This window comes from Pseudomonas chaetocerotis, assembly GCF_015712105.2.
In the GTDB taxonomy this organism is placed as follows: domain Bacteria; phylum Pseudomonadota; class Gammaproteobacteria; order Pseudomonadales; family Pseudomonadaceae; genus Aquipseudomonas; species Aquipseudomonas chaetocerotis.
In genome coordinates this window covers 164,379-186,291 of record NZ_JACFYX020000001.1, presented here as the reverse complement: position 1 = coordinate 186,291, position 21,913 = coordinate 164,379, and the positions used below count along the sequence as shown (strand labels likewise).

Below are 21,913 nucleotides of genomic sequence, written 5' to 3'. Positions count from 1 at the left end.
TCTGCCTGTGATCAGGCGTTTTCGACTGTGGGCGGTGTCGTCTCAGGCACCGCTTGGCGTTTGTCGCGGCGCCACTGGATGACGATGAGCAGCAGTGTCGGTATACCCATCAGCGCCGTGGCGAGGAAGAAGTGGGCGTAGCCGAGGCTTTCCACCATCACGCCAGAATACCCGCCGATCAGACGCGGCAGCAGCAGCATGATGGAGCTGAGCAGGGCGTACTGGGTGGCCGAGAATTTCAGGTTGGTCAGGCTCGACAGGTAGGCCACGAAGGCTGAGGTGGCCAGGCCAGCGCTGAAGTTGTCGCAACTGATGGTGACGATCAGCATGTTCAGGTGCGGCCCCATGCCCACCAGCAGCATGAACATCAGGTTGGTGGCCGCCGATGCGGTAGCACCGATCAGCAGAATCGGCATGATGCCGAAACGTACGATCAACAGGCCACCGACCCCGGCGCCGAGCAACGTCATCACCAGACCGAAGACTTTGCTGACACTGGCGATCTGTTCTTTCGTGAAGCCCTGGTCGATGTAGAAGACGTTGGCCATCACGCCCATCACGGTATCCGACAGCCGATAGGTGGCGATCAGGCTCAGCAGCAGCAGGGCCTGCCAGCGGTAGCGCAGGATGAAATCGTTGATCGGCGTGAGCACCGGGGCCATGCCGCCCCAGAACAGGCTGGAGACCGACAGGCTGGTGAGCAGGGTATAGAGCAGCGCACGCAGGAAGGCGCGGTCGTAGTAGAGCAACTCCTGCAGGCTGATCTGACCCCGGAACAGCAGCATCACGTCACTTTCGTAGAACTGGGTGACCATGGCCGGAATGGCGATCAGCAGAATGATCAGCAGCAGAACGGAAAGTAGCTGGTGGAAGAACCCGTATCTCGCCGCAGCCGTTTTCAGGACCGGTGCCAGCCCACCCCAGAACAGCCCGGATGCACAGAGGCAGGCCAGGGTGCTGTAGAGCATGGCGCGCAGGAAGGCTCGGTCGTTGTAGAGCAGCTCCTGCATGCTGACGTCGCCGAGCAGCATCGGCACCAGATCGCTCTGATAGAACTGGATGAACATGGTCGGCACGGCGATGATCAGCATGATGACCGCGCTGATCGCCAGCAACTGGTGGAAAAAACCGTGCTTGGGTGGTGCGACATTGATGTGCGGCGGTGCCGGTGGCTCGCGCATCCAGATGGAGGTGAGCAGGCCCGGCAGCATCAGCAGGGCGAAGAGCATGTAGGTACCGGTCCAGGCGCCGAACTGGTAGTCCTTGGCGGTCGAGCCGAAGCCTTCGGCGAAATACAGCGCGCCAGCGGTGGCCAGCAGCGCGGCAACCCGGTAGCCGGTCATGTAGGCGGCAGCCAGCGCAGCCTGATGCTCGTCGCCGAGAATTTCCAGGCGGTAGGCATCGACGGCGATGTCCTGAGTGGCCGAGGCGAAGGCCACCAGTACGGCGAGGGCGATCAAGGAGGACAGGTGCGTCTGCGGGTCGTAATTGGCCATGCCGATCAGGCCGATGGCAACCAGACCCTGCGACAGCACCAGCCAGGAGCGGCGCCGGCCAAGTTTGCCGAGCAGTGGCAGGCGCCATTGGTCGAGCATGGGCGCCCACACCCATTTGAAGGCGTAGGCCAGGCCGATGAGGCTGGCGAAGCCGATGGTCTCGCGCGCCACACCGGCTTCGCGCAACCATACCGAAAGGGTCGAGAACACCAGCATGTAAGGCAGGCCGGCAGCGAAGCCCAGAAGTAACAAAGCTAGTGTGGCGGGGTTGGCGTAGGTCGCGAGGGCTTCTCGCCAGGATTTGCGTGGCATCAGGCTCGAATCTGGGGTGGAAAATGAATAGCGCGCACTCTAACTGCTGTACTCCATCGGGCGCCAGCCGTGGCGGCACATATCCACACGTTCATTCAGGATACTGATGCCTTCTGCACGCAAGCGCGCCCGTTGTTCGGCGCCGGAAGCGCTGCCGGCGGTCAGGCTGAGGTGGCCGCCAGCGGCGATCACCCGATGCCAGGGCAGCGTGGTGCCGTCGGGCAACTGGCTCAGCGTACGTCCGACCCAGCGCGCGGCACGGCCAAGACCTGCCAACTGCGCCAGTTCGCCATAGCTGACGACCTTGCCTGCCGGCACCTGAGCCAGTACCAGATACAGTGCTTCGCGGCGTGCCTCGACGCTTGCCGGTGGTGATGCCTGCCATGCAGACTCTGACGGTTTCGTCTTGCCCATAGGGTTCGTCCTTATCATGCGCGTACTGATCGCCTTATTCCTTTTTACCCTGGCAGCCCCGCTCTGTGCCGATACCGTTTGGTTGGACAACGGTGATCGCCTCAGCGGTGAGATCATCCTGCTCGACGGCGGCAAGCTGGCGCTCAAGACCCAATATGCCGGCCAGGTGCTGATCGACTGGAAGGATATCGATACCCTCAGTTCGGACAAGCCCCTGCTGGTGCGCCGTAGCGGCTTTGACAACGAACGCAGCGAAAGGTTGTCGGCTGCCGGTAGCGGCATGGTACGGGTGCAAGGCGAACGCGAGTACACCTTGCCGCTGGCGCAGATCAAGCGCCTGGTGCCGCCGCGGCCGCTGCTGGAGGATCGTCTCTGGGAAGGCAATCTCGATGCCAAGCTGGACATGAAGCGTAACCAGAACGATGTCGACGAATGGAAGCTCAAGGGCAATACCCGCGTCGAGCACGGGCGCTGGCGCCACGTGCTAAGTGGCGAGCTGGAGCGTGAAACCAAGAACGACAGAAAGGTCGAGGACAACTGGGAGCTGGAGTACGACCTCGATCGCTTTCTCACCGAACACTGGTTCTGGCGGGTGGGTGTGGAGCAGGCCGAGGATGAGTTCGAAACCGTCGACCGTCAGCGTATCGTTGGCACCGGCCCCGGTTATCGCTTCTGGGATGACGAGCTGGGGCGTTTTGACCTGATCGGCCAGTTCAATCGCGTGCGACTGGAGTCGGGCGTTGCCGATCTCGCGTTCAACACCACGTCACTGGAACTGGATTACAAGCGCCTGTTGTGGGGCACGCGCCTGGAGTTCTATGCCAACGCCCAGCTGCAGATTCCTCATATCGACGAGATCGACTACGTGCTCGATAGCGAATTCGGCCTGCGCTATCGCCTCAACCAGTGGGCGCGCTTATCGCTCTTGTACGAGCTGGATCAGTTGCGTGCTCCGGGGCAGACGGTTTCGGATCGGCATTATCTGATCGGTGTCGGCGTCGGGTGGTGATGCCGTCTGGCGGAGTACGGCCCGACGGAATACCGCTCGACGGATCGCCGCCCGACGGACCGCCGCCCGACGGATCGCCGCCCGACGGAAAAAGCTGAACTCTGCGGATTCGGCCCGGTCTGCTGTTGCTCTGGCGCCGGGGTTGCGGATAATGCCCGGCTTTCGCCCACCAACGCCATTATCCAACTTATGTCGCGCCCTATATCGCTGTCCCTGCTTGGCCTGAGCATCGCTCTGTGCAGTTCCGCCACCTTCGCCGATACCGTCTGGTTGAAGAACGGTGATCGTCTCTCCGGCACCATCCGCTTCTTCGACGGTAGCAAACTGCTTCTGGAAACCGACTACGGCGGCTCCATCCCGCTGGACTGGAAGAAAATCGCCACCCTGGAAAGTGATCACGAGCTGCTGATCAAGCTCGGGCCGGTAGATGGCGAGCGTGCCAAGTCGCTGCTGGCCGCTGAGCCGGGTAAGGTCACGCTGGCCAATGGCGAGTCGCCGAAGACCATCGAGCTGGCGCAGATCGAGCAGATCATGAAGCCCAAGCCCCTGGTGGAAGACTTCACCTGGAAGGGCAACATCGACCTCGGTCTGGACTACAAGCGCGGTGAGCGCGACTCCGACGACTACGATGTCGGCATCAAGACCCAGGCCCGCCATGGTCTCTGGCGGCACAATGCGCTCGCCGACTACAACCGCGAACTGAAAGACGATGTCGTCAGCACCGACAACTGGAGCGCCGAGTACGCGCTCGACCGCTTTCTCACGGAAAAATGGTTCTGGCAGGGGCGCTTCGAGTACAAGCGCGACCGTATCGAAGAGGTGGAGCGTCAGCGCACGCTCGGTACAGGTCCTGGTTATCAGTTCTGGGATGACGAACTGGGCGCGTTCTCCATCGCTACCCTGGCCAACCGTAGCGATTACCGCTACAGCAACGGTGAGCAGGATCGCTTCTACGCCATGAGCGTGAAGTGGGACTACAACCGCTATCTGATCGGCAAGACTGTCGAGCTGTTCAGTGTCGGAGAGCTAGGTCGTCCGCTGAGTGGGGCGGCGGATTACAGCCTGGATGCCGAGGTAGGGCTGCGCTACAAAGTGACCGACTGGGCGTCGCTGAACATGAAGGCCGAGAAGGACATGGTCAGTGGTGCCGAGGGTGATCTGGACGAAACCCGTTATACCCTTGGCTTCGGTGTCGGCTGGTAAGTTCCAGCATCGCAAACGAAAAGCCCGCGATCTGCTCGCGGGCTTTTCATTGGGCGACGGAATCAGGCTTCTTCCTGTTCCCTTTGTTTCCAGCCGGCGCCACCTGGCAGCACCAGATTGAGCAGCAGGGCAGTGATCGCGCACAGGGATATCCCTGACAGGGCGAACTCCTTGCCACCGATGACCATGCCGCCGATGCCGAACACCAGGGTCACCGAAACGATGATCAGGTTGCGAGCTTCGGAAAGATCCACTTGATGGCGAATCAGGGTGTTGAGGCCGACCACGGCGATCGAACCGAACAACAGGCACAGGATGCCGCCCATCACCGGAACCGGAATGCTCTGCAGGGCCACGCCGAACTTGCCGATGAAGGCCAGGGCAATGGCGAAGATGGCTGCCCAGGTCATGATCTTCGGGTTGTAGCTCTTGGTCAGCATCACGGCGCCGGTGACTTCAGCGTAGGTCGTGTTGGGTGGGCCTCCGAACAGACCGGCCGCCGAGGTGGCGAGGCCGTCACCGAGCAGGGTGCGGTGCAGGCCCGGTTTCTTGACGAAGTTCTTGCCGGTGACGTTGCCGATCGCCACCACACCGCCGATGTGCTCGATGGCTGGCGCCAGTGCCACTGGCACCATGTACAGAATGGCGCCCCAGTGCAGCTCGGGTGTGATGAAGTTGGGTACGGCGAGCCAGGCCGCTTGATCGACGGCACTGGTATCGATCACGCCGAGCACCGCAGCGATGGCGCAGCCAACGGCGATACCTGAGAGGATCGGCACCAGGCGGAAGATGCCACGACCCAGCACGGCTACCAGCAGGGTGGTGATCAGCGCTGGCATCGAGATCATCATCGCCGTGCTGTACGGCACCAGTTCGACGCTACCATCACCGGCCTTGCCCATGGCCATGTTCACCGCCACGGGCGATAGCGCCAGGCCGATGGAGATGATCACCGGAGCGATCACCACCGGCGGCAGCAGGCGGTCGATGAAGCTGGGGCCGCGCAGTTTCACCAGCGCCGAAAGCAGGATGTAGACCACACCGGCAGCGATCACGCCGCCCATCACAGCAGGCAGGCCGAACTCTCCCTTGGCCGCCAGAATCGGCGCGATGAAGGCGAAGCTGGAGGCCAGGAACACCGGCACCTGGCGCTTGGTCACCAGTTGGAACAGCAGGGTACCGATACCGGCGGTGAACAGCGCGACGTTGGGGTCCATGCCGGTGATCAGCGGCATCAGCACCAGAGCGCCGAAGGCGACGAACAGCATCTGCGCGCCGGAAATGCCCTGGCGCCACAGCGGATCGTTGAATTCCGACTGCGACATGTCAGGCGTCCTTCTGCTTGGTGCCGAAGATCTTGTCACCGGCATCGCCCAGGCCCGGGATGATGTAGCCATGTTCGTTCAGGCGCTGATCGATGGAGGCGGTGAAGATGGTCACGTCCGGGTGAGCCTGCTCGACGGCCTTGATGCCTTCCGGAGCGGCGACCAGGACCATGGCGCGAATGTCCTTGCAGCCGGCCTTCTTCAGCAAGTCGATGGTGGCGACCATCGAGCCGCCGGTGGCCAGCATCGGGTCGATGATCAGCGCCAGGCGCTCGTCGATTTCCGGCGCGAGCTTTTCCAGGTAGGTGTGCGCTTCCAGGGTTTCCTCATTGCGCGCCACGCCCACGGCGCTGACCTTGGCACCGGGGATCAGGCTGAGCACGCCATCGAGCATGCCGATGCCGGCGCGCAGGATCGGAACCACGGTGATTTTCTTGCCGGCGATCTTCTCGACCTGCACGGTGCCCGCCCAGCCTTCGATATCATAGGTTTCCAGCGGCAGGTCGTTGGTGGCTTCATAAGTCAGCAGGGCGCCCACTTCCTGGGCCAGCTCACGGAAATTCTTGGTGCTGATATCGGCGCGGCGCATCAGGCCGATCTTGTGACGGATCAGCGGGTGGCGGATCTCGCGAGTGGGCATGGGCTGGGATCTCCAACGGGGCTCTGGGAAAAAATCGCGTTAGATTAAAGCATTGCTTGTGCCAAGTGGTGAGTGACTGATGAGTCACGATGCCCCGTGCCGCGCATCGGCTACGCTGGTCAGTCGATACTTGGCAAGCGTTGCCCGGGTCTGTACCTTTGCCCGCTTTTATTTGACGGTTCGATCAGCTTTCAAGCTGTCCGCCGCCATTCATCAGCCCGATCAAGAGAGAACACATCATGTCCGCCGATCTCGTGCACATTCGCCAAGTCATGGCGGAAGCCGACTGCCTGTTCACCGAAGCCGAGGTGGAAGCGGCTATCGACCAGGTCGCCAGTCAGATCAACGCCGAGCTGGCCGAGCGCAACCCTGTGGTGTTCTGCGTCATGAACGGCGGGCTGATTTTCTCTGGCAAGCTGCTGACCAAACTGAACTTCCCGCTGGAGGCGTCCTACCTGCATGCCACGCGCTATCGCAACGAAACCAGTGGCGGTGAGTTGTTCTGGAAGGCCAAGCCGGAAGTTTCGTTCATCGACCGCGATGTACTGATCATCGACGACATTCTCGATGAGGGGCACACCCTGGGCGCGATCATCGATTTCTGTCGCCACGCCGGTGCGCGCGCCGTGCACACTGCGGTGCTGATCGATAAGGAACATGATCGTAAGGCGCGCCCGGACCTGAAGGCCAACTATGTGGGCCTGCAGTGCATCGACCGCTACATCTTCGGCTATGGCATGGACTACAAGGGCTACTGGCGCAACGCTGCTGGGATCTTTGCGGTCAAAGGGCTGTAAGTCCCTTTATCCATACGTAGCGTTAGCACTGCTCGGACAATAGCCCGGTAGTGTGCGCCGTGCGCACCGGCTTTCATGCCGCGGTCCCCGGTGCGCATGGCGCACCCTACTCGGGTGGCACCTTCCTCTGCGTGTCATCCAGCCAGCGCAGCGCCTTTTCCCGTGCTTGTGGCAGGTCCCGCGCATACGCCAGCTCGCCTTCGCGGCGATGCACTCCGGCGCGCCGCAGCTGCAAGCGCACCTGCGCAGTCGGCCCGCTCAGAATCAGCGCCACGTTCTGCTGACGGTAGTCACGCAGCACGTTGTCCAGTGCGGCGATGGCGGTCATGTCCAGTAATGGCACTGCGCTGATATCGACGATCACCACGCGCACCCCTGGGGTAAAGCGGCGCAGCACGCTCAGCGCCTTCTCCGCTGCGCCGAAAAACAGCGGACCGCGAATGGCGTAAGCCAGCACGTGCTCCGGCAGATCCTGCAGGGCCTGACGCTGCTGCCGGCTCAGCGCAGCCGTATCGGTCAGCTCGCTCATGCGCTTGATGAACAGCCCTGCCGCCAGCAGCAGGCCGACGCCAACGGCCAGTACCATGTCGAACAGCACCGTCAGCATCAGACAGGTCAGCAGTACCAGTACATCACTGCGCGGTGCGATGCGCAGGGTGTGGGCGACATGCTGTGGCTCGCTCATGTTCCACGCCACCATCAATAGCAGCGCCGCCAGAGCGGCCATGGGCAGATAACCGAACAGCGGCGCGAGCAGCAGAATCGCTGCCAGCACCACGCCTGCATGCACCAGTGCCGCTATCGGCGAAAAGGCGCCTGCCCGCACGTTGGCTGCGGTGCGGGCGATGGCGGCGGTGGCGGTGATGCCACCAAAGAACGGCGCGGCCAGATTACCCAGGCCCTGGCCGATCAGCTCGGCGTTGGGGTCATGCTTGCTACCGGTCATGCCGTCGGCGACCACTGCGCACAACAGTGACTCGATGGCGCCGAGCATGGCGATGGCGAATGCAGGTGCCAGCAGTTGGCGAATCAGTTCGAATGACAGCACCAGTGGCTGGCCGTCAGCACCCGGCAGGTTCCAGGGTAGCGCCAGATCAGGCAGGAAAGGCGGGATGCCGGGATGTTCAATGCCATCGAGTGAATAGCTGAAGCGCTCGCCCAGTGTCGCCACCGGCAGCCCCAGGCGTTCCAGTACGAGCGCTAGCAGCGCGCCAACCGCCAGGGCGACCAGGTGCGCAGGAATCTTCGGCATCAGGCGCGGCCAGATCAGCAGTGTCGCCAGGCACGCGGCGCCTACCAGGCTGTCGCCGGGCTGCAGGCTGGGAAGTGCACGGACCAGCAGAGTGATCTGTTCCAGCAGATGTTGAGGCGCTCCGGCCAGACGCAGGCCAAACAGGTCCTTGATCTGCAGAACGGCGATGACGATGCCGATGCCGGCGGTAAAGCCTAGTGTCACCGGATAGGGTACGAACTCGATCAGGCGTCCGGCGCGCAGCAGGCCCAGGCTAATCAGAATCACGCCAGCCATCAGCGTGCACAGCAGCAAGCCACCGAGGCCGTACTGCTGGGTGATCGGCAACAAAATCACCACGAAGGCCGCGGTGGGGCCGGAAATATTGAAGCGTGAGCCGCCGCATAAAGCGATCAGTGGTGCGGCGATCAACACGGTGTAGAGGCCGTGCTGCGGCGCCACGCCCACGGCGATGGCCAACGCCATGGCCAGCGGAATCGCGATGATGCCCACTGTCAGGCCGGCGCCCAAGTCTCCGCGCAGGGCCTTCCACGAGTAGCCTGCACGCAGGGTCTGGCGCCAGGCGGCGAACAGCGGTAACGATGAGCGTGACATGCTGGCTTCCTAATGGCTTGGCGCATTATAGGAGCCAGTTCGCTGGGCGCGGCATGACCTAGGTCGGCTGTCGTGTCGATTGTTCGCGTGTTAGCCTGCCTGGCTGCGCGTTGAGCCGCGCGCGGCTCGGCGTTACACTGCCGGCCCTCTGTAATGCTGGCGGGAGCGGGCGATGCGTAAAGACAAGAAGCAGGTGATTGGCGAAGAAATCAGCGATGACTCGATCAAGCTGTTCCTTGCAGTGGAACCAGCGGACGCCACACCGCCTTCGCTGCACAAGCTGGTCAAGGCTTATCGCGGCCTGCGTATCGATGACTTCGAGCGTTTCGTGGGTTTCTTCGTTGCCGAGGGTTACGATCTTTCGGCCACCGATGCGCAAGGCAATGATTTCATCGCGCTGATTCAGGATCAGCGCAATGCCGAGCCCTATATCGACGTGATCAAGGCTGCTCGCGGCTGATTCTCGTCCGCAGGACAAAAATGCCCGCGTTCCATTGAGAAGGCGGGCATTTTTTATGCGCGCAGATTGCTGACAACTGAAAATTGCCGGGATGCGTTTTCAGCGCTGCCCAGTCATGACTCTGTAGAGTGGCCGCCAGGCATGGCGGGCAATAAAAAACCGGCCTCTGGGGCCGGTTTTTCAAGAACCTGTCGCGATTTAGGCGGCAGCAGCTTCGCCCAGCGCCTTGATGTGCGCGTTCAGGCGGCTCTTGTGACGAGCGGCTTTGTTCTTGTGGATGATGCCTTTGTCAGCCATGCGGTCGATGACCGGAACAGCTGCGGTGTAAGCGGTTTTGGCAAGCTCGAGATCTTTGGCAGCAATAGCCTTGACTACGTTCTTGATGTAGGTACGAACCATCGAGCGCAGGCTGGCGTTATGGCTACGGCGCTTCTCAGCCTGTTTGGCGCGTTTTTTGGCAGAAGGTGAGTTGGCCACCGTCAAGCTCCTCGAAAACTGGGGGGTTACGACAAATAAGGCCGCGAATCATGCCGATCCATCTGCCTGCTGTCAAGTCTGATGACGCTTTCCTGTGCTGGCCTGACCAGTGGTGGCTCGCTACACTCGACGCCTTCGTTGAGCGGCGGATTGTCCGCTACTGCACCTTTTTATGGAAGCCGAAACACCCCATGAATCTGCTCAAGTCCCTGGCTGCCGTCAGTTCACTGACCATGGTTTCGCGCGTGCTGGGGTTCGTGCGCGACACCATCATCGCCCGTACCTTCGGTGCCGGGGTGGCGTCGGATGCCTTCGTGGTGGCCTTCAAGCTGCCCAACCTGCTGCGCCGTATTTTTGCCGAAGGGGCGTTCTCGCAGGCCTTCGTGCCGATTCTGGCGGAGTACAAGATGCAGCAGGGCGAGGAGGCCACGCGCACCTTCGTGGCCTACGTCTCTGGTTTGCTGACCCTGGTGCTGGCGCTGGTCACGGCCATCGGCGTGCTCGCTGCACCCTGGATCGTCTGGGCCACGGCACCGGGTTTTGCCGATGAGGCCGAGCGTTTCGAGCTGACTGTCGATCTGCTGCGGGTGACTTTTCCTTATATATTGCTGATCTCCCTGTCATCGCTGGCCGGGGCCGTGCTCAATACCTGGAACCGTTTTTCGGTACCGGCGTTCGTGCCGACCTTGCTCAACGTCAGCATGATCGTCTTCTCGCTGTTTCTGACGCCCTATTTCGACCCGCCGATCATGGCGCTGGGCTGGGCGGTACTGGTCGGGGGGCTGGCGCAACTGCTCTGGCAACTGCCGCATCTGAGGAAGATCGGCATGCTGGTGCTACCGCGCCTGAGTTTCGGTGATCTCGGTGTCTGGCGCGTGCTCAAACAGATGGGGCCGGCGATCTTCGGCGTCTCGGTGAGCCAGATTTCGCTGATCATCAACACCATTTTCGCTTCCTTCCTGGTGGCTGGCTCGGTGTCCTGGATGTACTACGCCGACCGCCTGATGGAGCTGCCCTCGGGTGTGCTGGGCGTGGCGCTGGGGACCATCCTGCTACCAGCACTCTCCAAGACCTATGCGAGCAAGAATCGCGACGAGTACCGCCGTCTGCTCGACTGGGGGCTGCGTCTGTGCTTTCTGCTGGTGCTGCCCTGCACCCTGGCGCTGGCAATTCTCGCCGAGCCGCTGGTGGTCTCGCTGTTCCAGTACGGCAAGTTCGGTGCAGAGGACGCGCTGATGACCCAGCGGGCGCTGGTGGCTTATTCGGTCGGCCTGCTTGCGCTGATTCTGATCAAGATCCTCGCGCCTGGCTTCTACGCCCAGCAGAACATCAAGACGCCGGTGCGCATTGCCATCGTCAGCCTGCTGGCGACTCAGGCGATGAACGCGCTGTTCGTGTTCGGCCTGGATATGGCGCATGTCGGCCTGGCGCTTGCGATCAGCCTGGCGGCCTGCCTGAACGCCGGCCTGCTGTACTGGCAGCTGCGCCGTGCCGATATCTTCCAGCCGCTGCCTGGCTGGGGCCTGTTCCTGCTCAAACTGGTGGTCGCAGTGGCGGTGATGGTCGCAGTGCTGCTGGGGCTGCTGCAGCTCATGCCAGCCTGGGCTGAAGGCGAGATGCTCGTGCGCCTGTTGCGTTTGGGCGCGCTGGTGTTTGCTGGTCTGATCGCCTACTTCGGCATGTTGCTGGTACTGGGTTTTCGCCTGCGCGATTTCGCCCGGCGGTCGCTGTAGCCGTTGCTGGGTGCGCCGTGCGCCGTGCGCACCGTCGGGTCGGCGCAGGAGTGGTGCGCATGGCGCACCTTGCGATTCAAGGCGTCGCGATGCCTGTTGTGCGTGGCCTGCTGTGCGTATAATCGGCCACTTTGTGAACAAGAAGCGTGCTATGCAGCTGGTTCGAGGTCTTCATAACCTGCAGCCCCAGGCGCGGGGCTGTGTGGTCACCATCGGTAATTTCGACGGCGTTCATCGTGGGCACCAGGCCATCCTGGCGCGTCTGCGCGAGCGTGCCGCGGAATTGGCCGTGCCCAGCTGCGTGGTGATCTTCGAGCCGCAGCCGCGTGAATTCTTCGGCCCGGACACCGCGCCGGCACGCCTGACTCGCCTGCGTGACAAGCTCGCCCTGCTGGCTGCAGAAGGCGTCGACATGGTGCTGTGCCTGGCCTTCAATCGCCGCCTGCGCGAACTGTCGGCTGCCGAGTTCGTCCAGCGCGTACTGGTCGATGGGCTCAAGGTCAAGGATCTGGAGATCGGCGACGATTTCCGTTTCGGTTGTGACCGTGCCGGCGATTTCGAATTTCTCAAGGCCGCAGGCCTGCGCCACGGTTTCAGCGTCGATGCTTCTACCACCGTCGAAGTGCTGGGTGGCCGGGTCAGCAGCACGCGTGTACGCCAGGCACTGGCCGATGGCGATTTCGAGCTGGCCGAAGCCCTGCTCGGTCGACCGTTCCGTATCGCCGGGCGCGTCCTGCACGGACAGAAACTCGGCCGCCAGCTCGATGCGCCGACTGCCAATATCCAGCTCAAGCGGCGCAAGGTGCCGCTGACCGGTGTTTACTTGGTGAGCTGCGAAGTCGATGGCGTGATTCAACCGGGCGTCGCCAATATTGGCGTGCGACCCAGCGTTGCCGGTGACGGCAGCGCCCATCTGGAAGTTCACCTTCTGGATTTTGCCGGCGATCTGTATGGCCGGCGTCTCTCGGTGGCTTTCCACCACAAGCTGCGTGATGAGCAGCGTTTCGCCTCGCTGGAGGCCTTGAAGGCGGCGATTGCCGCCGATATCGCCGCTGCCCGTGATTATTGGCAGAGCCACCCGCTGATGAAGAGCCCGAAATGACCGACTACAAAGCTACGCTGAACCTGCCCGATACCCAGTTCCCGATGAAGGCCGGCCTGCCGCAACGTGAGCCGCAGACCCTGCAGCGCTGGAACGAGATTGGTCTGTATAGCAAGCTGCGCAAGATTGGCGAAGATCGGCCGAAGTTCGTCCTGCACGACGGCCCGCCCTATGCCAATGGCAGCATCCACATCGGTCATGCGCTGAACAAGATCCTCAAGGACATCATCACCCGTTCCAAGACCATGGCCGGCTTCGATGCGCCCTATGTACCGGGCTGGGACTGCCATGGCCTGCCGATCGAGCACAAGGTCGAAACCACCTTCGGCAAGAACCAGCCGGCGGACCTGACCCGTGAGCGCTGCCGCACCTATGCGGCCGAGCAGGTCGAAGAGCAGAAAGCCAACTTCATCCGTCTCGGTGTGCTGGGTGACTGGGACAACCCGTACCTGACCATGAACTTCGCCAACGAGGCCGGCGAGATCCGCGCGCTGGCGGAGATGGTCAAGAACGGCTTCGTGTTCAAGGGGCTCAAGCCGGTCAACTTCTGCTTCGACTGCGGCTCGGCGCTGGCTGAGGCCGAAGTTGAGTATCAGGACAAGAAATCCGAAGCTATCGACGTCGCCTTCCCGGTCGAAGATGCCGACAAACTGGCCGCTGCCTTCGGCTTGAGCGAGTTGAGCAAACCGACCGCCATCGTCATCTGGACGACCACGCCCTGGACCATCCCGGCCAACCAGGCGCTCAACGCACACCCGGAATTTACGTACGCTCTGGTCGACACCGGCGAGCGCATCCTGCTGCTGGCCGAGGAAATGGTTGCAAGCTGCCTGCAGCGCTACGACCTGCAAGGCACGGTGATCGCCACTGCCCCCGGTTCGGCGCTGGAGCTGATCCGCTTCCGCCACCCGTTCTACGAGCGCTTCTCGCCGGTCTACCTGGCCGAATACGTCGAGCTGGGCGCGGGTACCGGTATCGTCCACTCGTCGCCGGCCTATGGCGAGGACGACTTCCGCACCTGCAAAGCCTACGGCATGAGTAACGACGAGATCCTCAATCCGGTGCAGAGCAACGGTGTGTACGTCGACTCGCTGCCGTTCTTCGGCGGCCAGTTCATCTGGAAGGCCAACCCGGCCATCGTCGAGAAACTCGCCGAAGTCGGTGCGTTGCTCAAGCACGCCACCATCAGCCACAGCTACATGCACTGCTGGCGCCACAAGACGCCGCTGATCTACCGCGCCACCGCGCAGTGGTTCGTCGGCATGGATACCAAGCCGAAAGACGGCGCCACCTTGCGTGAGCGTTCGCTGGCCGCCATCGAAGACACCAAGTTCGTCCCGGCCTGGGGTCAGGCGCGTCTGCACAGCATGATCGCCGGCCGCCCGGACTGGTGCATCTCGCGTCAGCGCAACTGGGGCGTGCCGATCCCGTTCTTCACCCATAAGGAAAGCGGCGAGCTGCATCCGCGCACCGTCGAGCTGATGGAAGAGGTCGCCAAGCGTGTCGAGCAGGAAGGCATCGAGGCCTGGTTCAAACTGGACGCCACCGAGTTGCTGGGCGCCGAGGCCGACCAGTACGACAAGAGCCGCGACACCCTGGACGTGTGGTTCGACTCCGGCACCACCCACTGGCACGTACTGCGCGGTTCCCACGCTGAGCTGGCGCATGTCGATGGCCCGGCTGCCGACCTCTATCTGGAGGGCTCCGACCAGCACCGTGGCTGGTTCCATTCATCCTTGCTGACCGGTTGTGCCATCGACGGCCATGCCCCCTACAAGGAGCTGCTGACACACGGTTTCACCGTCGACGAGCAGGGCCGCAAGCAGTCCAAGTCGCTCGGCAATGTGGTCGCACCGCAGAAGGTGATCGACAGCATGGGTGCCGACATCCTGCGCCTGTGGGTCGCCTCCACCGACTACTCCGGTGAAATGGCCGTCTCCGACCAGATCCTGCAGCGCAGCGCCGACGCGTACCGGCGTATCCGTAACACTGCGCGCTTCATGCTGGCCAACCTCAATGGCTTCGACCCGGCCAGGGACCTGCTGCAGCCCGAGCAGATGCTCGACCTCGACCGCTGGGCCGTGGACGCTGCCCTGCGCCTGCAGGAAGAGATCATCGAGGCCTACGCCGACTACCGCTTCTGGAACGTCTATTCCAAGGTGCACAACTTCTGCGTGCAGGAGCTGGGCGGTTTCTACCTGGACATCATCAAGGATCGTCAGTACACCACCGCTGTCGACAGCGTGGCGCGTCGCTCCTGCCAGAGCGCGCTGTTCCACATCAGCGAGGCGCTGGTGCGCTGGATCGCGCCGATCCTGGCGTTCACCGCCGAGGAAATCTGGCAGTTCCTGCCGGGCGAGCGCAACGAGTCGGTGATGCTCAATACCTGGTATGCCGGTCTGGAGCGCCTGCCGGAAGGCTTCGAACTGGATCGTGCCTATTGGGACCGCGTCATGCAGGTCAAGGCTGCGGTCAACAAGGAGCTGGAGAACCTGCGCACGGCCAAGGCCATTGGTGCCAGCCTGCAGGCGGAAGTGACCCTGTTCTGCGACGAGGTCAAGCAGGCCGACCTGGCCAAGCTCGGCGACGAGCTGCGTTTCGCCCTGATCACCTCGGCGGCGCAGACCGCGCCACTGGCCGATGCGCCGAGTGATGCGGTGGTGACCGAGGTCGAAGGCCTGAAGCTGAAGATCCTCAAATCTGCCCATGCCAAGTGCGGCCGCTGCTGGCACTTCCGCGCCGACGTCGGCAGTCATGCTGCGCATCCGGAGTTGTGCGGTCGCTGCGTGAGCAACATCGAAGGCATCGGTGAGGTGCGCAAGCATGCCTGAGTCCTCGCGTTTCGGGCATCTGCCCTGGCTGCTGCTGAGCGTGCTGATCCTGGTCGCCGACCGGGTGACCAAGGACATCTTCGAGGGCACGCTGAGCATGTATCAGCGCATCGAAGTCATTCCGGGCTACTTCGATTGGACCCTGGCCTACAACACCGGCGCGGCATTCAGCTTCCTGGCCGATGCAGCCGGCTGGCAACGCTGGTTCTTCGCGGCCATCGCCATCGTTGTCAGCGTCGTGCTGGTGATCTGGCTCAAGCGCCTCAAGCGTCACGAAACCCTGCTGGCTGTGGCACTGGCCATGGTCCTGGGCGGCGCGCTGGGCAACCTGTATGACCGTGTGGTGCTCGGCCATGTGGTCGACTTCATCCTGGTGCACTGGCAGAGCCGCTGGTTCTTCCCGGCGTTCAACCTGGCCGACACCTTCATCACCATCGGCGCCATCCTGTTGGCGCTGGATATGTTCAAGAGCGACAAGTCCGCGAAGGAGGCTGCGCAATGACAGACGTACGCATCGGGCCGGACAGGGAAGTGACCCTGCACTTCGCCCTCAAGCTGGAAAACGGCGACGTGGTCGACAGCACATTCGACAAGCAGCCGGCGACCTTCAAGGTCGGCGACGGCAATCTGCTGCCAGGCTTCGAGCAGGCGCTATATGGCTTCAAGGCCGGCGATAAACGTAGCGTACAGGTGCAGCCAGAGCAGGGTTTCGGCCAGCCGAACCCTCAGAATGTGCAGATCATGCCGCGTAGTCAGTTCGACGGCATGGAGCTCTCCGAAGGGCTGCTGGTGATCTTCAACGACGCCGCCAATACCGAGTTGCCGGGCGTGGTCAAGGCGTTCGATGACAAGCAGGTCACCATCGACTTCAACCATCCGCTGGCCGGCAAGGTGCTGGACTTCGATGTGGAAATCATCGACGTCAAGGCGCTCTAGCCCGTGCAGCCGCTCTTGTAGGAGCGGCTTCAGCCGCGAGGCTCTTGTTGCAGTCTGTAGTCCGGATGAAATCCGGGAAAGCGTGACCATCGTTTCCCGGACTTCATCCGGGCCACGTGAAGCGGGAACCCTGGTCGATCCCGCGTTACACTGCCCCATCTGAATGACCGCGTGCCGAGAATCTCCATGCATATCAAACTCGCCAATCCTCGCGGCTTCTGCGCCGGTGTCGATCGTGCCATCGAAATCGTCAACCGCGCGCTGGAAGTCTTCGGCCCGCCGATCTACGTACGCCATGAAGTGGTGCACAACAAATTCGTGGTCGAAGACCTGCGTGCCCGTGGCGCGGTGTTCGTCGAAGAGCTGGATCAGGTGCCGGATGATGTCATCGTCATCTTCAGTGCTCATGGCGTCTCCAAGGCCGTGCGCGACGAAGCGGCGCGTCGTGGCCTCAAGGTGTTCGACGCCACCTGCCCGCTGGTGACCAAGGTGCATATGGAAGTGGTGCGCTACAGCCGTGAAGGCCGCGAATGCATCCTCATTGGCCACGAAGGCCATCCGGAAGTCGAAGGCACCATGGGCCAGTACGACGCCAGCAATGGTGGCGCCATCTATTTGGTGGAAGACGAGACGGACGTCGCTGAGCTGCAGGTGCGCAACCCCGAAAACCTGGCGTTCGTGACCCAGACCACCTTGTCGATGGACGACACCAGCAAGGTGATCGACGCCCTGCGCACCAAGTTTCCCGCCATTGGCGGCCCGCGCAAGGACGACATCTGCTACGCCACACAGAACCGCCAGGACGCGGTCAAGCAGCTGGCCAGCGACTGCGATGTACTGTTGGTGGTCGGTAGCCCGAACAGCTCCAACTCCAACCGCCTGCGCGAACTGGCCGAGCGCATGGGGACTCCGGCCTATCTGATTGACGGCGCTGAGGATCTCCAGCGTGAGTGGTTCGATGGCGTGAGTGGCATCGGCATCACTGCGGGCGCTTCCGCGCCGGAAGTACTGGTGCGGGGCGTGGTCGAGCAACTGCGCACCTGGGGCGCGGTAGGGGAGACCGAACTGGATGGCCGGCCGGAGAACATTACCTTTTCGATGCCGAAGGAGTTGAGGGTGAAAGCGCTCTGAGCGCTGCACGTTCCTGCTTCGATAAAGTCAGCGATTCAAAATAAAAAATGCCCCGGTTTCCACAGAAACCGGGGCATTTTTTTTCCAGCTTATGTCAACGCCAGCAGTCAGCAGTACTCATGCCGCTTCCGCTGCTGCCCCTGACTCCGCGGGCGTTCAGGGTCAGATTTCCGCACTTGGTATCGTCGAACTGCTGATTGGCGGTCAGGGTATAGCCGCCATCATCGTCGACTTTGCTAAGCGCTAATTCGTATTTGCCAGTCTCTGACATATTTCCATTCTTCAACGCGAGCTTGCCAACGTCGGCGTCACTGGTGACGTAAGCGTTATTCTGCGAAAAATAGCGCTCCTGGCGTGCCGAGACGTCATTGAGAAATGCCTGGCCCTCACTGCGGTTACCGCGTTTAACGTATTCGCTGTAGTTCGGATACGCGATGGCGGCCAATACGCCGATAATCAGTACCACGATCATCACTTCTATCAGGGTGAAACCCTGCTGTCGGTTCAACTGCTTGCTCATGTTTAGTCCTCAGTCTCCACACGGCGCCAGGTCTGGCGGCCGATGCTGGACGGGTCGGGATAGATATTCGCGCAGGTCTGGCCAGTGCAGTACTGGAAGCCGCCGTCGGAGTTCTGCGAAATGGTACCGCCACCTTCGCCATCCTGACGAATTGCAGAAATGTTAGTGCTCTCCGCATCACCCGTCGGCGTGTAGCTGAAAGAGTTCTGAGGGGTTCGGCCACCGGTGAACGGGTTGAGTGCATACGTCCAGTTGGCTGCACCATCGCCGCACGGATCGTCATTGGGTACCAGAGACTGCATGAAGATGGTCCGGCCCAGCTGAGACATGTTCTCCACGACCATCTCACCATCGTTCTGCACCAGGTTCAGGTACCAACCGTTTTGCGTATTCCAATCTATGGTGTTGTTACTGATAACGCGTCCCTGACGAGTGGTGCCATCTGCGGCGCTTACAGTGGTTTGCTCGCTGATGCTCTGCTGTTGCAGGCTGCTGCGGTTGATCCCCGGGTTGCTGGAGGGTTGACCCCGGGTTTGTTTGTCCCAGATGCCATAGACCGTCTGTGCAATGTTCTTGTTACCTTCCTTGTCACCCGTTTCGAAGAACTTGCCAGTGCCGAAGACCACCAGATAGCCAGAGCCGGTGGGGTGCAGTACCAGGCTCGGCGCCGAGGTAATAGGTTGGGGAGTGCTGTTGAAGGTGGCACTGAACAGTGGATTACCGCCATAGGCAACCTTGAAGTCGGAGATCGCCGTTTCACTGTCATCATCGCGAGTAAAGGGAGCGTCTACGCTACGGCCGCTGCGCAGAAGATCGAAACGCCATACATTGCCCTGCAGGTCACCGGCATAGGCGTAGTCGGCTACACCGTCAGCGTTGAAGTCGCCAAGCTTGGCTGACGACAGGCCATTGGCGACGCCGACGGTGCCTTGCACTTCAAGGCTCTTGAGCAGGTTGCCTTCCAAGGCATCGATAACGAACAGCGCAGCCTTACCGCTGGTATTGCCCTCACTTTCGTAACCATTGCCGATCACTACTGCCCACTTGCCAGTGTGCAGGCGTGCGATAGTCGGCTGGGCGAAGCTGAAGCCCATCTTCACGGTCGCTTCGCTAAGCTTGCTGTCGTCAAATTCCCACAGCAGTTTTTCTTCGCCGGGCGTCGTGATGTCGAGGGCGAAAATGGACTTTCCCCCTGCCTTGAGCGTACCGACCAGAATGGTGCGCCATTCGGTGCCGGTAAACACATCGCCTACCACCGGAGTGCCGTCTACATAGAACTCATGGCTGTAGTTGCTACCCGTGAGTTTATTCAGTTTGTTGAACACACTGCTGGGTATGAAGGCAAACTCTTCCGCGCCGGTTTTGGCATTGAAGGCATGCAGCATGCCGTCGTTGCCGCCGACGTAGAGTCGGGGAGTGCGTTTGGCAGCTTCTTTGGCGAACTCGCTGTAAGTATTGGTGTTTTCGAGTGCATTGGTCACGTTGACCAGGTAGCGCGCCCCACTGACCACGGCAGGCGTGGAAGAAAAGAAGTCGCCCAGCACACCGCTGCGCTGGCGGAAGGTGGTGCCTTCGCCGCTGCGGTTGCCACGCAGGTATTCCAGACGCTGCTCCGCTCGATTGTCGACGACGTTGCTGTTTTCCGGGTCGCGACTGAGCCAGTAGGCGAGCGTGCCTACGGTGCTGGCAGAGCCTGCGTTGGCCCAGGTGAAATTCACCATGCCATTGTTGTTGTCGCCGGCGATCTTGATATTGCGGCTGGCCCACGGCGGTACCTGGGACTCTGCGCTCCAGATTTGAGCGGTTTCGAAGGCATTGTTTTGTGCGTTCCAGGACTTCTCGAAACGCTTCACATCACCCGACCAGTTGTCGTCGCTGGCGTAGGAGGTCTGGTACGAAACGGTGATGACCTTGCCTTCATCATTTTCGTCTGCACTGACCTGACCGGAATTGATTGCTGGGCGGGCCGCAGTGGATTTGCGGTCGGCAATTCGTTTGAGGATGTCATCGAAGGCCTGCACCATGGCATCGGGGCTGTCCACGCTGAAGAACTCACCGCGTGAGTTGATCGCGGCATGCCACAGGTCGTAGACGTTGTTGGCGCTGCCGCTGGAGGCCGCCGGCCAGTTGGCCGTGCCGGACACAAGGTTGCTGTAACCCGTGCCGGCAAAGGTGCTGCCAGCCCAGGGCACATTGGCGTTATTGAGCGACTGGGTCAGGCCCAGGCCCATGACGAAGTTGGTCATGTGTTGCCAGGTGGCCGGGTCGTTGCGCGGGTCCCAGTAATCAGTGGTCGCATCGCCGCTCTTGAAAGGAATGTAGGCGGGGATGCGATTGGTCAGGTTGGGATTGAGGTCCGTGGCCCAGTAATGCATGGCCAGGTCGGCCAGGGTTTCGGCAGTCGTGTCGTAGTAAGGGCGACGTTGGCTGTAGGCGCGACCGTCCGGCAGGTTGAAGGTGGCCGCATCGTCACGGAAATTGCTGGGCATGCTGGTGGTGGCGTTCCACTGCCCATCCGTCATCAGGATGTGGTAACTAGCCCGGCAGGAATAGGTGTTCTGCGTGGTATTGCCGCTGCCGTTGGGGTTCTTCTGCCAGGGGGTGGCGGTGGTGAGGAACTCGCCGGCACGTTTCAGCGCTGCTGGCAGGGGAGTGCCCTGGTTGAAATTGATATCCTGCAGCCAGGCATAAAGTTGACCCTTGTGAGCGGGAGAGTATTCCTTGAATGCGTTGTTGTAGCAGTCGCTGGTATCGCTGCCGGTGAACGTGGTGCAGTTGCCCAGCCCCTGCCAGCTCATGCGTACAGACGACGAAAGGCCATAGAATGCCAGGGAGGCTGCAGAAACCGTCGCCAGGGCGCGGTTGCGATAGAAGGAATACCAGTTGGCGAAGTTCTGCTGCTGGTCATTGCTGACGAAGTTCAGTCTGTAGCAGTCGTCGTTGGCTGTGGTGCAGTTATTGGCCAGAGTGGGGTCGTACGTATAGTAGTACGCGGGAACGCCTGCTTGTGCCCAGCCGCCAGTGTAGCGTCCATTATTACTGTTATAACTACAGGTACCGTTTGTCCAGCCGCTTGCTGAAACGGTACATCCATTGCCACTGTTATTGCGTCTGATGCTGACTGTTGTACCAGCGCTTGTGCAGGTCTTCGTTTGGCCGTTATTTAATGATGTTACGAAGCAATTAGGGAAATCAGCGGAAGGGTTTTCCCCAAGGCGGTTGGACGTATTGCTGTAACCATAGGCGGTGGCCTGGGTGCTTCGCAGGTCGTAACTCCAAGTGAACCTGTAGTTGCTGCGTAGGTCGATGCCGCCGTATGTGCTCTTGAAGCCATTCAATAGCGCGTTGGTGTAACTGGTGGACAACTGCTGCTCGACGCCAGCAGTGGTGAACACAGTCGGGGCGCGATAGGTGATATTGGGGTTGAAGTAGAGCGGGTTGAAGGCGCTCGACTTGGCCCGGCGGGTTGCATGAGTATCGTTGACGTTATCGGGGGCGAAAGCCCAGCGCATACTGCCCGAGTCATCCAGCGTCACCAGCATGTTCGGCGGCACGCCGATGGTAAGACTGAGCGGTGTCTGGGATACGTCGGCATAGCTGTTCGCCGCGCTAAGCAGGACGATGCCGGACAGGGTGCTGGCGAATGTCTTGGCGCGAATGTCACGAATGGCGTTCATGTTG

Annotated in this window: 18 protein-coding genes; 10 read left to right on the top strand and 8 right to left on the bottom strand. The window is 61.3% G+C overall.

Features of this window, described 5'->3' with window-relative positions; all coding sequences use genetic code 11:
* Positions 1–11 precede the first annotated feature (11 nt).
* Together H3221_RS00920 and H3221_RS00915 are read right to left on the bottom strand one after the other, a co-directional pair.
* Positions 12–1,808, bottom strand: coding sequence for an AmpG family muropeptide MFS transporter (locus tag H3221_RS00920; protein WP_196473690.1), 1,797 nt, complete (start codon positions 1,806–1,808; stop codon positions 12–14).
* Positions 1,809–1,847: 39 nt separating this feature from the next.
* Positions 1,848–2,222, bottom strand: a complete 375-nt coding sequence (locus tag H3221_RS00915; protein WP_196473689.1) for an MGMT family protein — start codon at positions 2,220–2,222, stop codon at positions 1,848–1,850.
* A gap of 16 nt (positions 2,223–2,238) precedes the next feature.
* Between H3221_RS00915 and H3221_RS00910 the strand changes: the two genes are divergently transcribed.
* Together H3221_RS00910 and H3221_RS00905 are read left to right on the top strand one after the other, a co-directional pair.
* Positions 2,239–3,231: a DUF481 domain-containing protein gene (locus H3221_RS00910; RefSeq protein ID WP_196473688.1), complete on the top strand. Its 993-nt coding sequence runs from the start codon at positions 2,239–2,241 to the stop codon at positions 3,229–3,231.
* A gap of 189 nt (positions 3,232–3,420) precedes the next feature.
* Positions 3,421–4,434, top strand: a complete 1,014-nt coding sequence (locus H3221_RS00905) for a DUF481 domain-containing protein (protein ID WP_196473687.1) — start codon at positions 3,421–3,423, stop codon at positions 4,432–4,434.
* A 62-nt stretch (positions 4,435–4,496) separates the two neighbouring features.
* Here the strand turns inward: H3221_RS00905 and H3221_RS00900 are convergent, their stop codons facing one another.
* Both H3221_RS00900 and upp read right to left on the bottom strand, forming a co-directional pair.
* Positions 4,497–5,759: a uracil-xanthine permease family protein gene (locus tag H3221_RS00900; protein WP_196473686.1), complete on the bottom strand. Its 1,263-nt coding sequence runs from the start codon at positions 5,757–5,759 to the stop codon at positions 4,497–4,499.
* Between the two features lies 1 nt (position 5,760).
* Positions 5,761–6,399: a uracil phosphoribosyltransferase gene (gene upp, locus H3221_RS00895; protein WP_196473685.1), complete on the bottom strand. Its 639-nt coding sequence runs from the start codon at positions 6,397–6,399 to the stop codon at positions 5,761–5,763.
* A 239-nt stretch (positions 6,400–6,638) separates the two neighbouring features.
* Between upp and H3221_RS00890 the strand changes: the two genes are divergently transcribed.
* Positions 6,639–7,196 carry a hypoxanthine-guanine phosphoribosyltransferase gene (locus tag H3221_RS00890; protein WP_196473684.1) on the top strand — a complete coding sequence of 186 codons (558 nt, stop codon included), beginning with the start codon at positions 6,639–6,641 and terminating at the stop codon, positions 7,194–7,196.
* Positions 7,197–7,302: 106 nt separating this feature from the next.
* Here the strand turns inward: H3221_RS00890 and dauA are convergent, their stop codons facing one another.
* Positions 7,303–9,042, bottom strand: a complete 1,740-nt coding sequence (gene dauA / locus H3221_RS00885) for a C4-dicarboxylic acid transporter DauA (RefSeq protein WP_196473683.1) — start codon at positions 9,040–9,042, stop codon at positions 7,303–7,305.
* 172 nt (positions 9,043–9,214) lie between these two features.
* On the opposite strand from dauA, the gene H3221_RS00880 reads away from it, so the two are divergent.
* Positions 9,215–9,502, top strand: coding sequence for a PA4642 family protein (locus tag H3221_RS00880; protein ID WP_160019536.1), 288 nt, complete (start codon positions 9,215–9,217; stop codon positions 9,500–9,502).
* A gap of 198 nt (positions 9,503–9,700) precedes the next feature.
* Here the strand turns inward: H3221_RS00880 and rpsT are convergent, their stop codons facing one another.
* Positions 9,701–9,979 carry a 30S ribosomal protein S20 gene (gene rpsT / locus H3221_RS00875; RefSeq protein ID WP_003243036.1) on the bottom strand — a complete coding sequence of 93 codons (279 nt, stop codon included), beginning with the start codon at positions 9,977–9,979 and terminating at the stop codon, positions 9,701–9,703.
* A 191-nt stretch (positions 9,980–10,170) separates the two neighbouring features.
* Here rpsT and murJ point away from each other — a divergent pair, with 191 nt between their 5' ends.
* From murJ to ispH, 6 genes are all read left to right on the top strand, one after another.
* A complete protein-coding gene (gene murJ, locus H3221_RS00870) occupies positions 10,171–11,712 on the top strand; it encodes a murein biosynthesis integral membrane protein MurJ (RefSeq protein ID WP_196473682.1) in 1,542 nt (513 codons plus the stop codon).
* A 151-nt stretch (positions 11,713–11,863) separates the two neighbouring features.
* Positions 11,864–12,814 (top strand): bifunctional riboflavin kinase/FAD synthetase, encoded by a 951-nt coding sequence (gene ribF, locus H3221_RS00865; RefSeq protein WP_196473681.1) that lies wholly within the window; start codon positions 11,864–11,866, stop codon positions 12,812–12,814.
* Positions 12,811–15,645 (top strand): isoleucine--tRNA ligase, encoded by a 2,835-nt coding sequence (gene ileS, locus H3221_RS00860; RefSeq protein WP_196473680.1) that lies wholly within the window; start codon positions 12,811–12,813, stop codon positions 15,643–15,645. The genes ribF and ileS overlap by 4 nt, the downstream gene beginning before the upstream one ends.
* Positions 15,638–16,147: a signal peptidase II gene (gene lspA / locus H3221_RS00855; RefSeq protein WP_059390538.1), complete on the top strand. Its 510-nt coding sequence runs from the start codon at positions 15,638–15,640 to the stop codon at positions 16,145–16,147. The genes ileS and lspA overlap by 8 nt, the downstream gene beginning before the upstream one ends.
* Entirely contained in the window at positions 16,144–16,581 is a 438-nt protein-coding gene (locus H3221_RS00850; protein ID WP_160019541.1) for an FKBP-type peptidyl-prolyl cis-trans isomerase, read from the top strand. The genes lspA and H3221_RS00850 overlap by 4 nt, the downstream gene beginning before the upstream one ends.
* Before the next feature lie 186 nt (positions 16,582–16,767).
* Positions 16,768–17,712: a 4-hydroxy-3-methylbut-2-enyl diphosphate reductase gene (gene ispH / locus H3221_RS00845; RefSeq protein ID WP_196473679.1), complete on the top strand. Its 945-nt coding sequence runs from the start codon at positions 16,768–16,770 to the stop codon at positions 17,710–17,712.
* A 94-nt stretch (positions 17,713–17,806) separates the two neighbouring features.
* Here the strand turns inward: ispH and H3221_RS00840 are convergent, their stop codons facing one another.
* Complete coding sequence (locus tag H3221_RS00840; protein WP_196473678.1) at positions 17,807–18,232, bottom strand: type IV pilin protein; 426 nt, start codon at positions 18,230–18,232, stop codon at positions 17,807–17,809.
* A gap of 2 nt (positions 18,233–18,234) precedes the next feature.
* Entirely contained in the window at positions 18,235–21,909 is a 3,675-nt protein-coding gene (locus H3221_RS00835; RefSeq protein WP_196473677.1) for a pilus assembly protein, read from the bottom strand.
* Positions 21,910–21,913: the final 4 nt, after the last annotated feature.

Coding starts and splice junctions, on each gene's coding strand:
- H3221_RS00890 (WP_196473684.1), top strand. CDS start 6,639: ATGTCCGCCGATCTCGTGCACATTCGCCAAGTCATGGCGGAAGCCGAC.
- ribF (WP_196473681.1), top strand. CDS start 11,864: ATGCAGCTGGTTCGAGGTCTTCATAACCTGCAGCCCCAGGCGCGGGGC.
- H3221_RS00840 (WP_196473678.1), bottom strand. CDS start 18,232: ATGAGCAAGCAGTTGAACCGACAGCAGGGTTTCACCCTGATAGAAGTG.
- murJ (WP_196473682.1), top strand. CDS start 10,171: ATGAATCTGCTCAAGTCCCTGGCTGCCGTCAGTTCACTGACCATGGTT.
- dauA (WP_196473683.1), bottom strand. CDS start 9,042: ATGTCACGCTCATCGTTACCGCTGTTCGCCGCCTGGCGCCAGACCCTG.
- ispH (WP_196473679.1), top strand. CDS start 16,768: ATGCATATCAAACTCGCCAATCCTCGCGGCTTCTGCGCCGGTGTCGAT.
- lspA (WP_059390538.1), top strand. CDS start 15,638: ATGCCTGAGTCCTCGCGTTTCGGGCATCTGCCCTGGCTGCTGCTGAGC.
- upp (WP_196473685.1), bottom strand. CDS start 6,399: ATGCCCACTCGCGAGATCCGCCACCCGCTGATCCGTCACAAGATCGGC.
- H3221_RS00905 (WP_196473687.1), top strand. CDS start 3,421: ATGTCGCGCCCTATATCGCTGTCCCTGCTTGGCCTGAGCATCGCTCTG.
- H3221_RS00920 (WP_196473690.1), bottom strand. CDS start 1,808: ATGCCACGCAAATCCTGGCGAGAAGCCCTCGCGACCTACGCCAACCCC.
- ileS (WP_196473680.1), top strand. CDS start 12,811: ATGACCGACTACAAAGCTACGCTGAACCTGCCCGATACCCAGTTCCCG.
- H3221_RS00835 (WP_196473677.1), bottom strand. CDS start 21,909: ATGAACGCCATTCGTGACATTCGCGCCAAGACATTCGCCAGCACCCTG.
- H3221_RS00915 (WP_196473689.1), bottom strand. CDS start 2,222: ATGGGCAAGACGAAACCGTCAGAGTCTGCATGGCAGGCATCACCACCG.
- H3221_RS00880 (WP_160019536.1), top strand. CDS start 9,215: ATGCGTAAAGACAAGAAGCAGGTGATTGGCGAAGAAATCAGCGATGAC.
- H3221_RS00850 (WP_160019541.1), top strand. CDS start 16,144: ATGACAGACGTACGCATCGGGCCGGACAGGGAAGTGACCCTGCACTTC.
- H3221_RS00900 (WP_196473686.1), bottom strand. CDS start 5,759: ATGTCGCAGTCGGAATTCAACGATCCGCTGTGGCGCCAGGGCATTTCC.
- H3221_RS00910 (WP_196473688.1), top strand. CDS start 2,239: ATGCGCGTACTGATCGCCTTATTCCTTTTTACCCTGGCAGCCCCGCTC.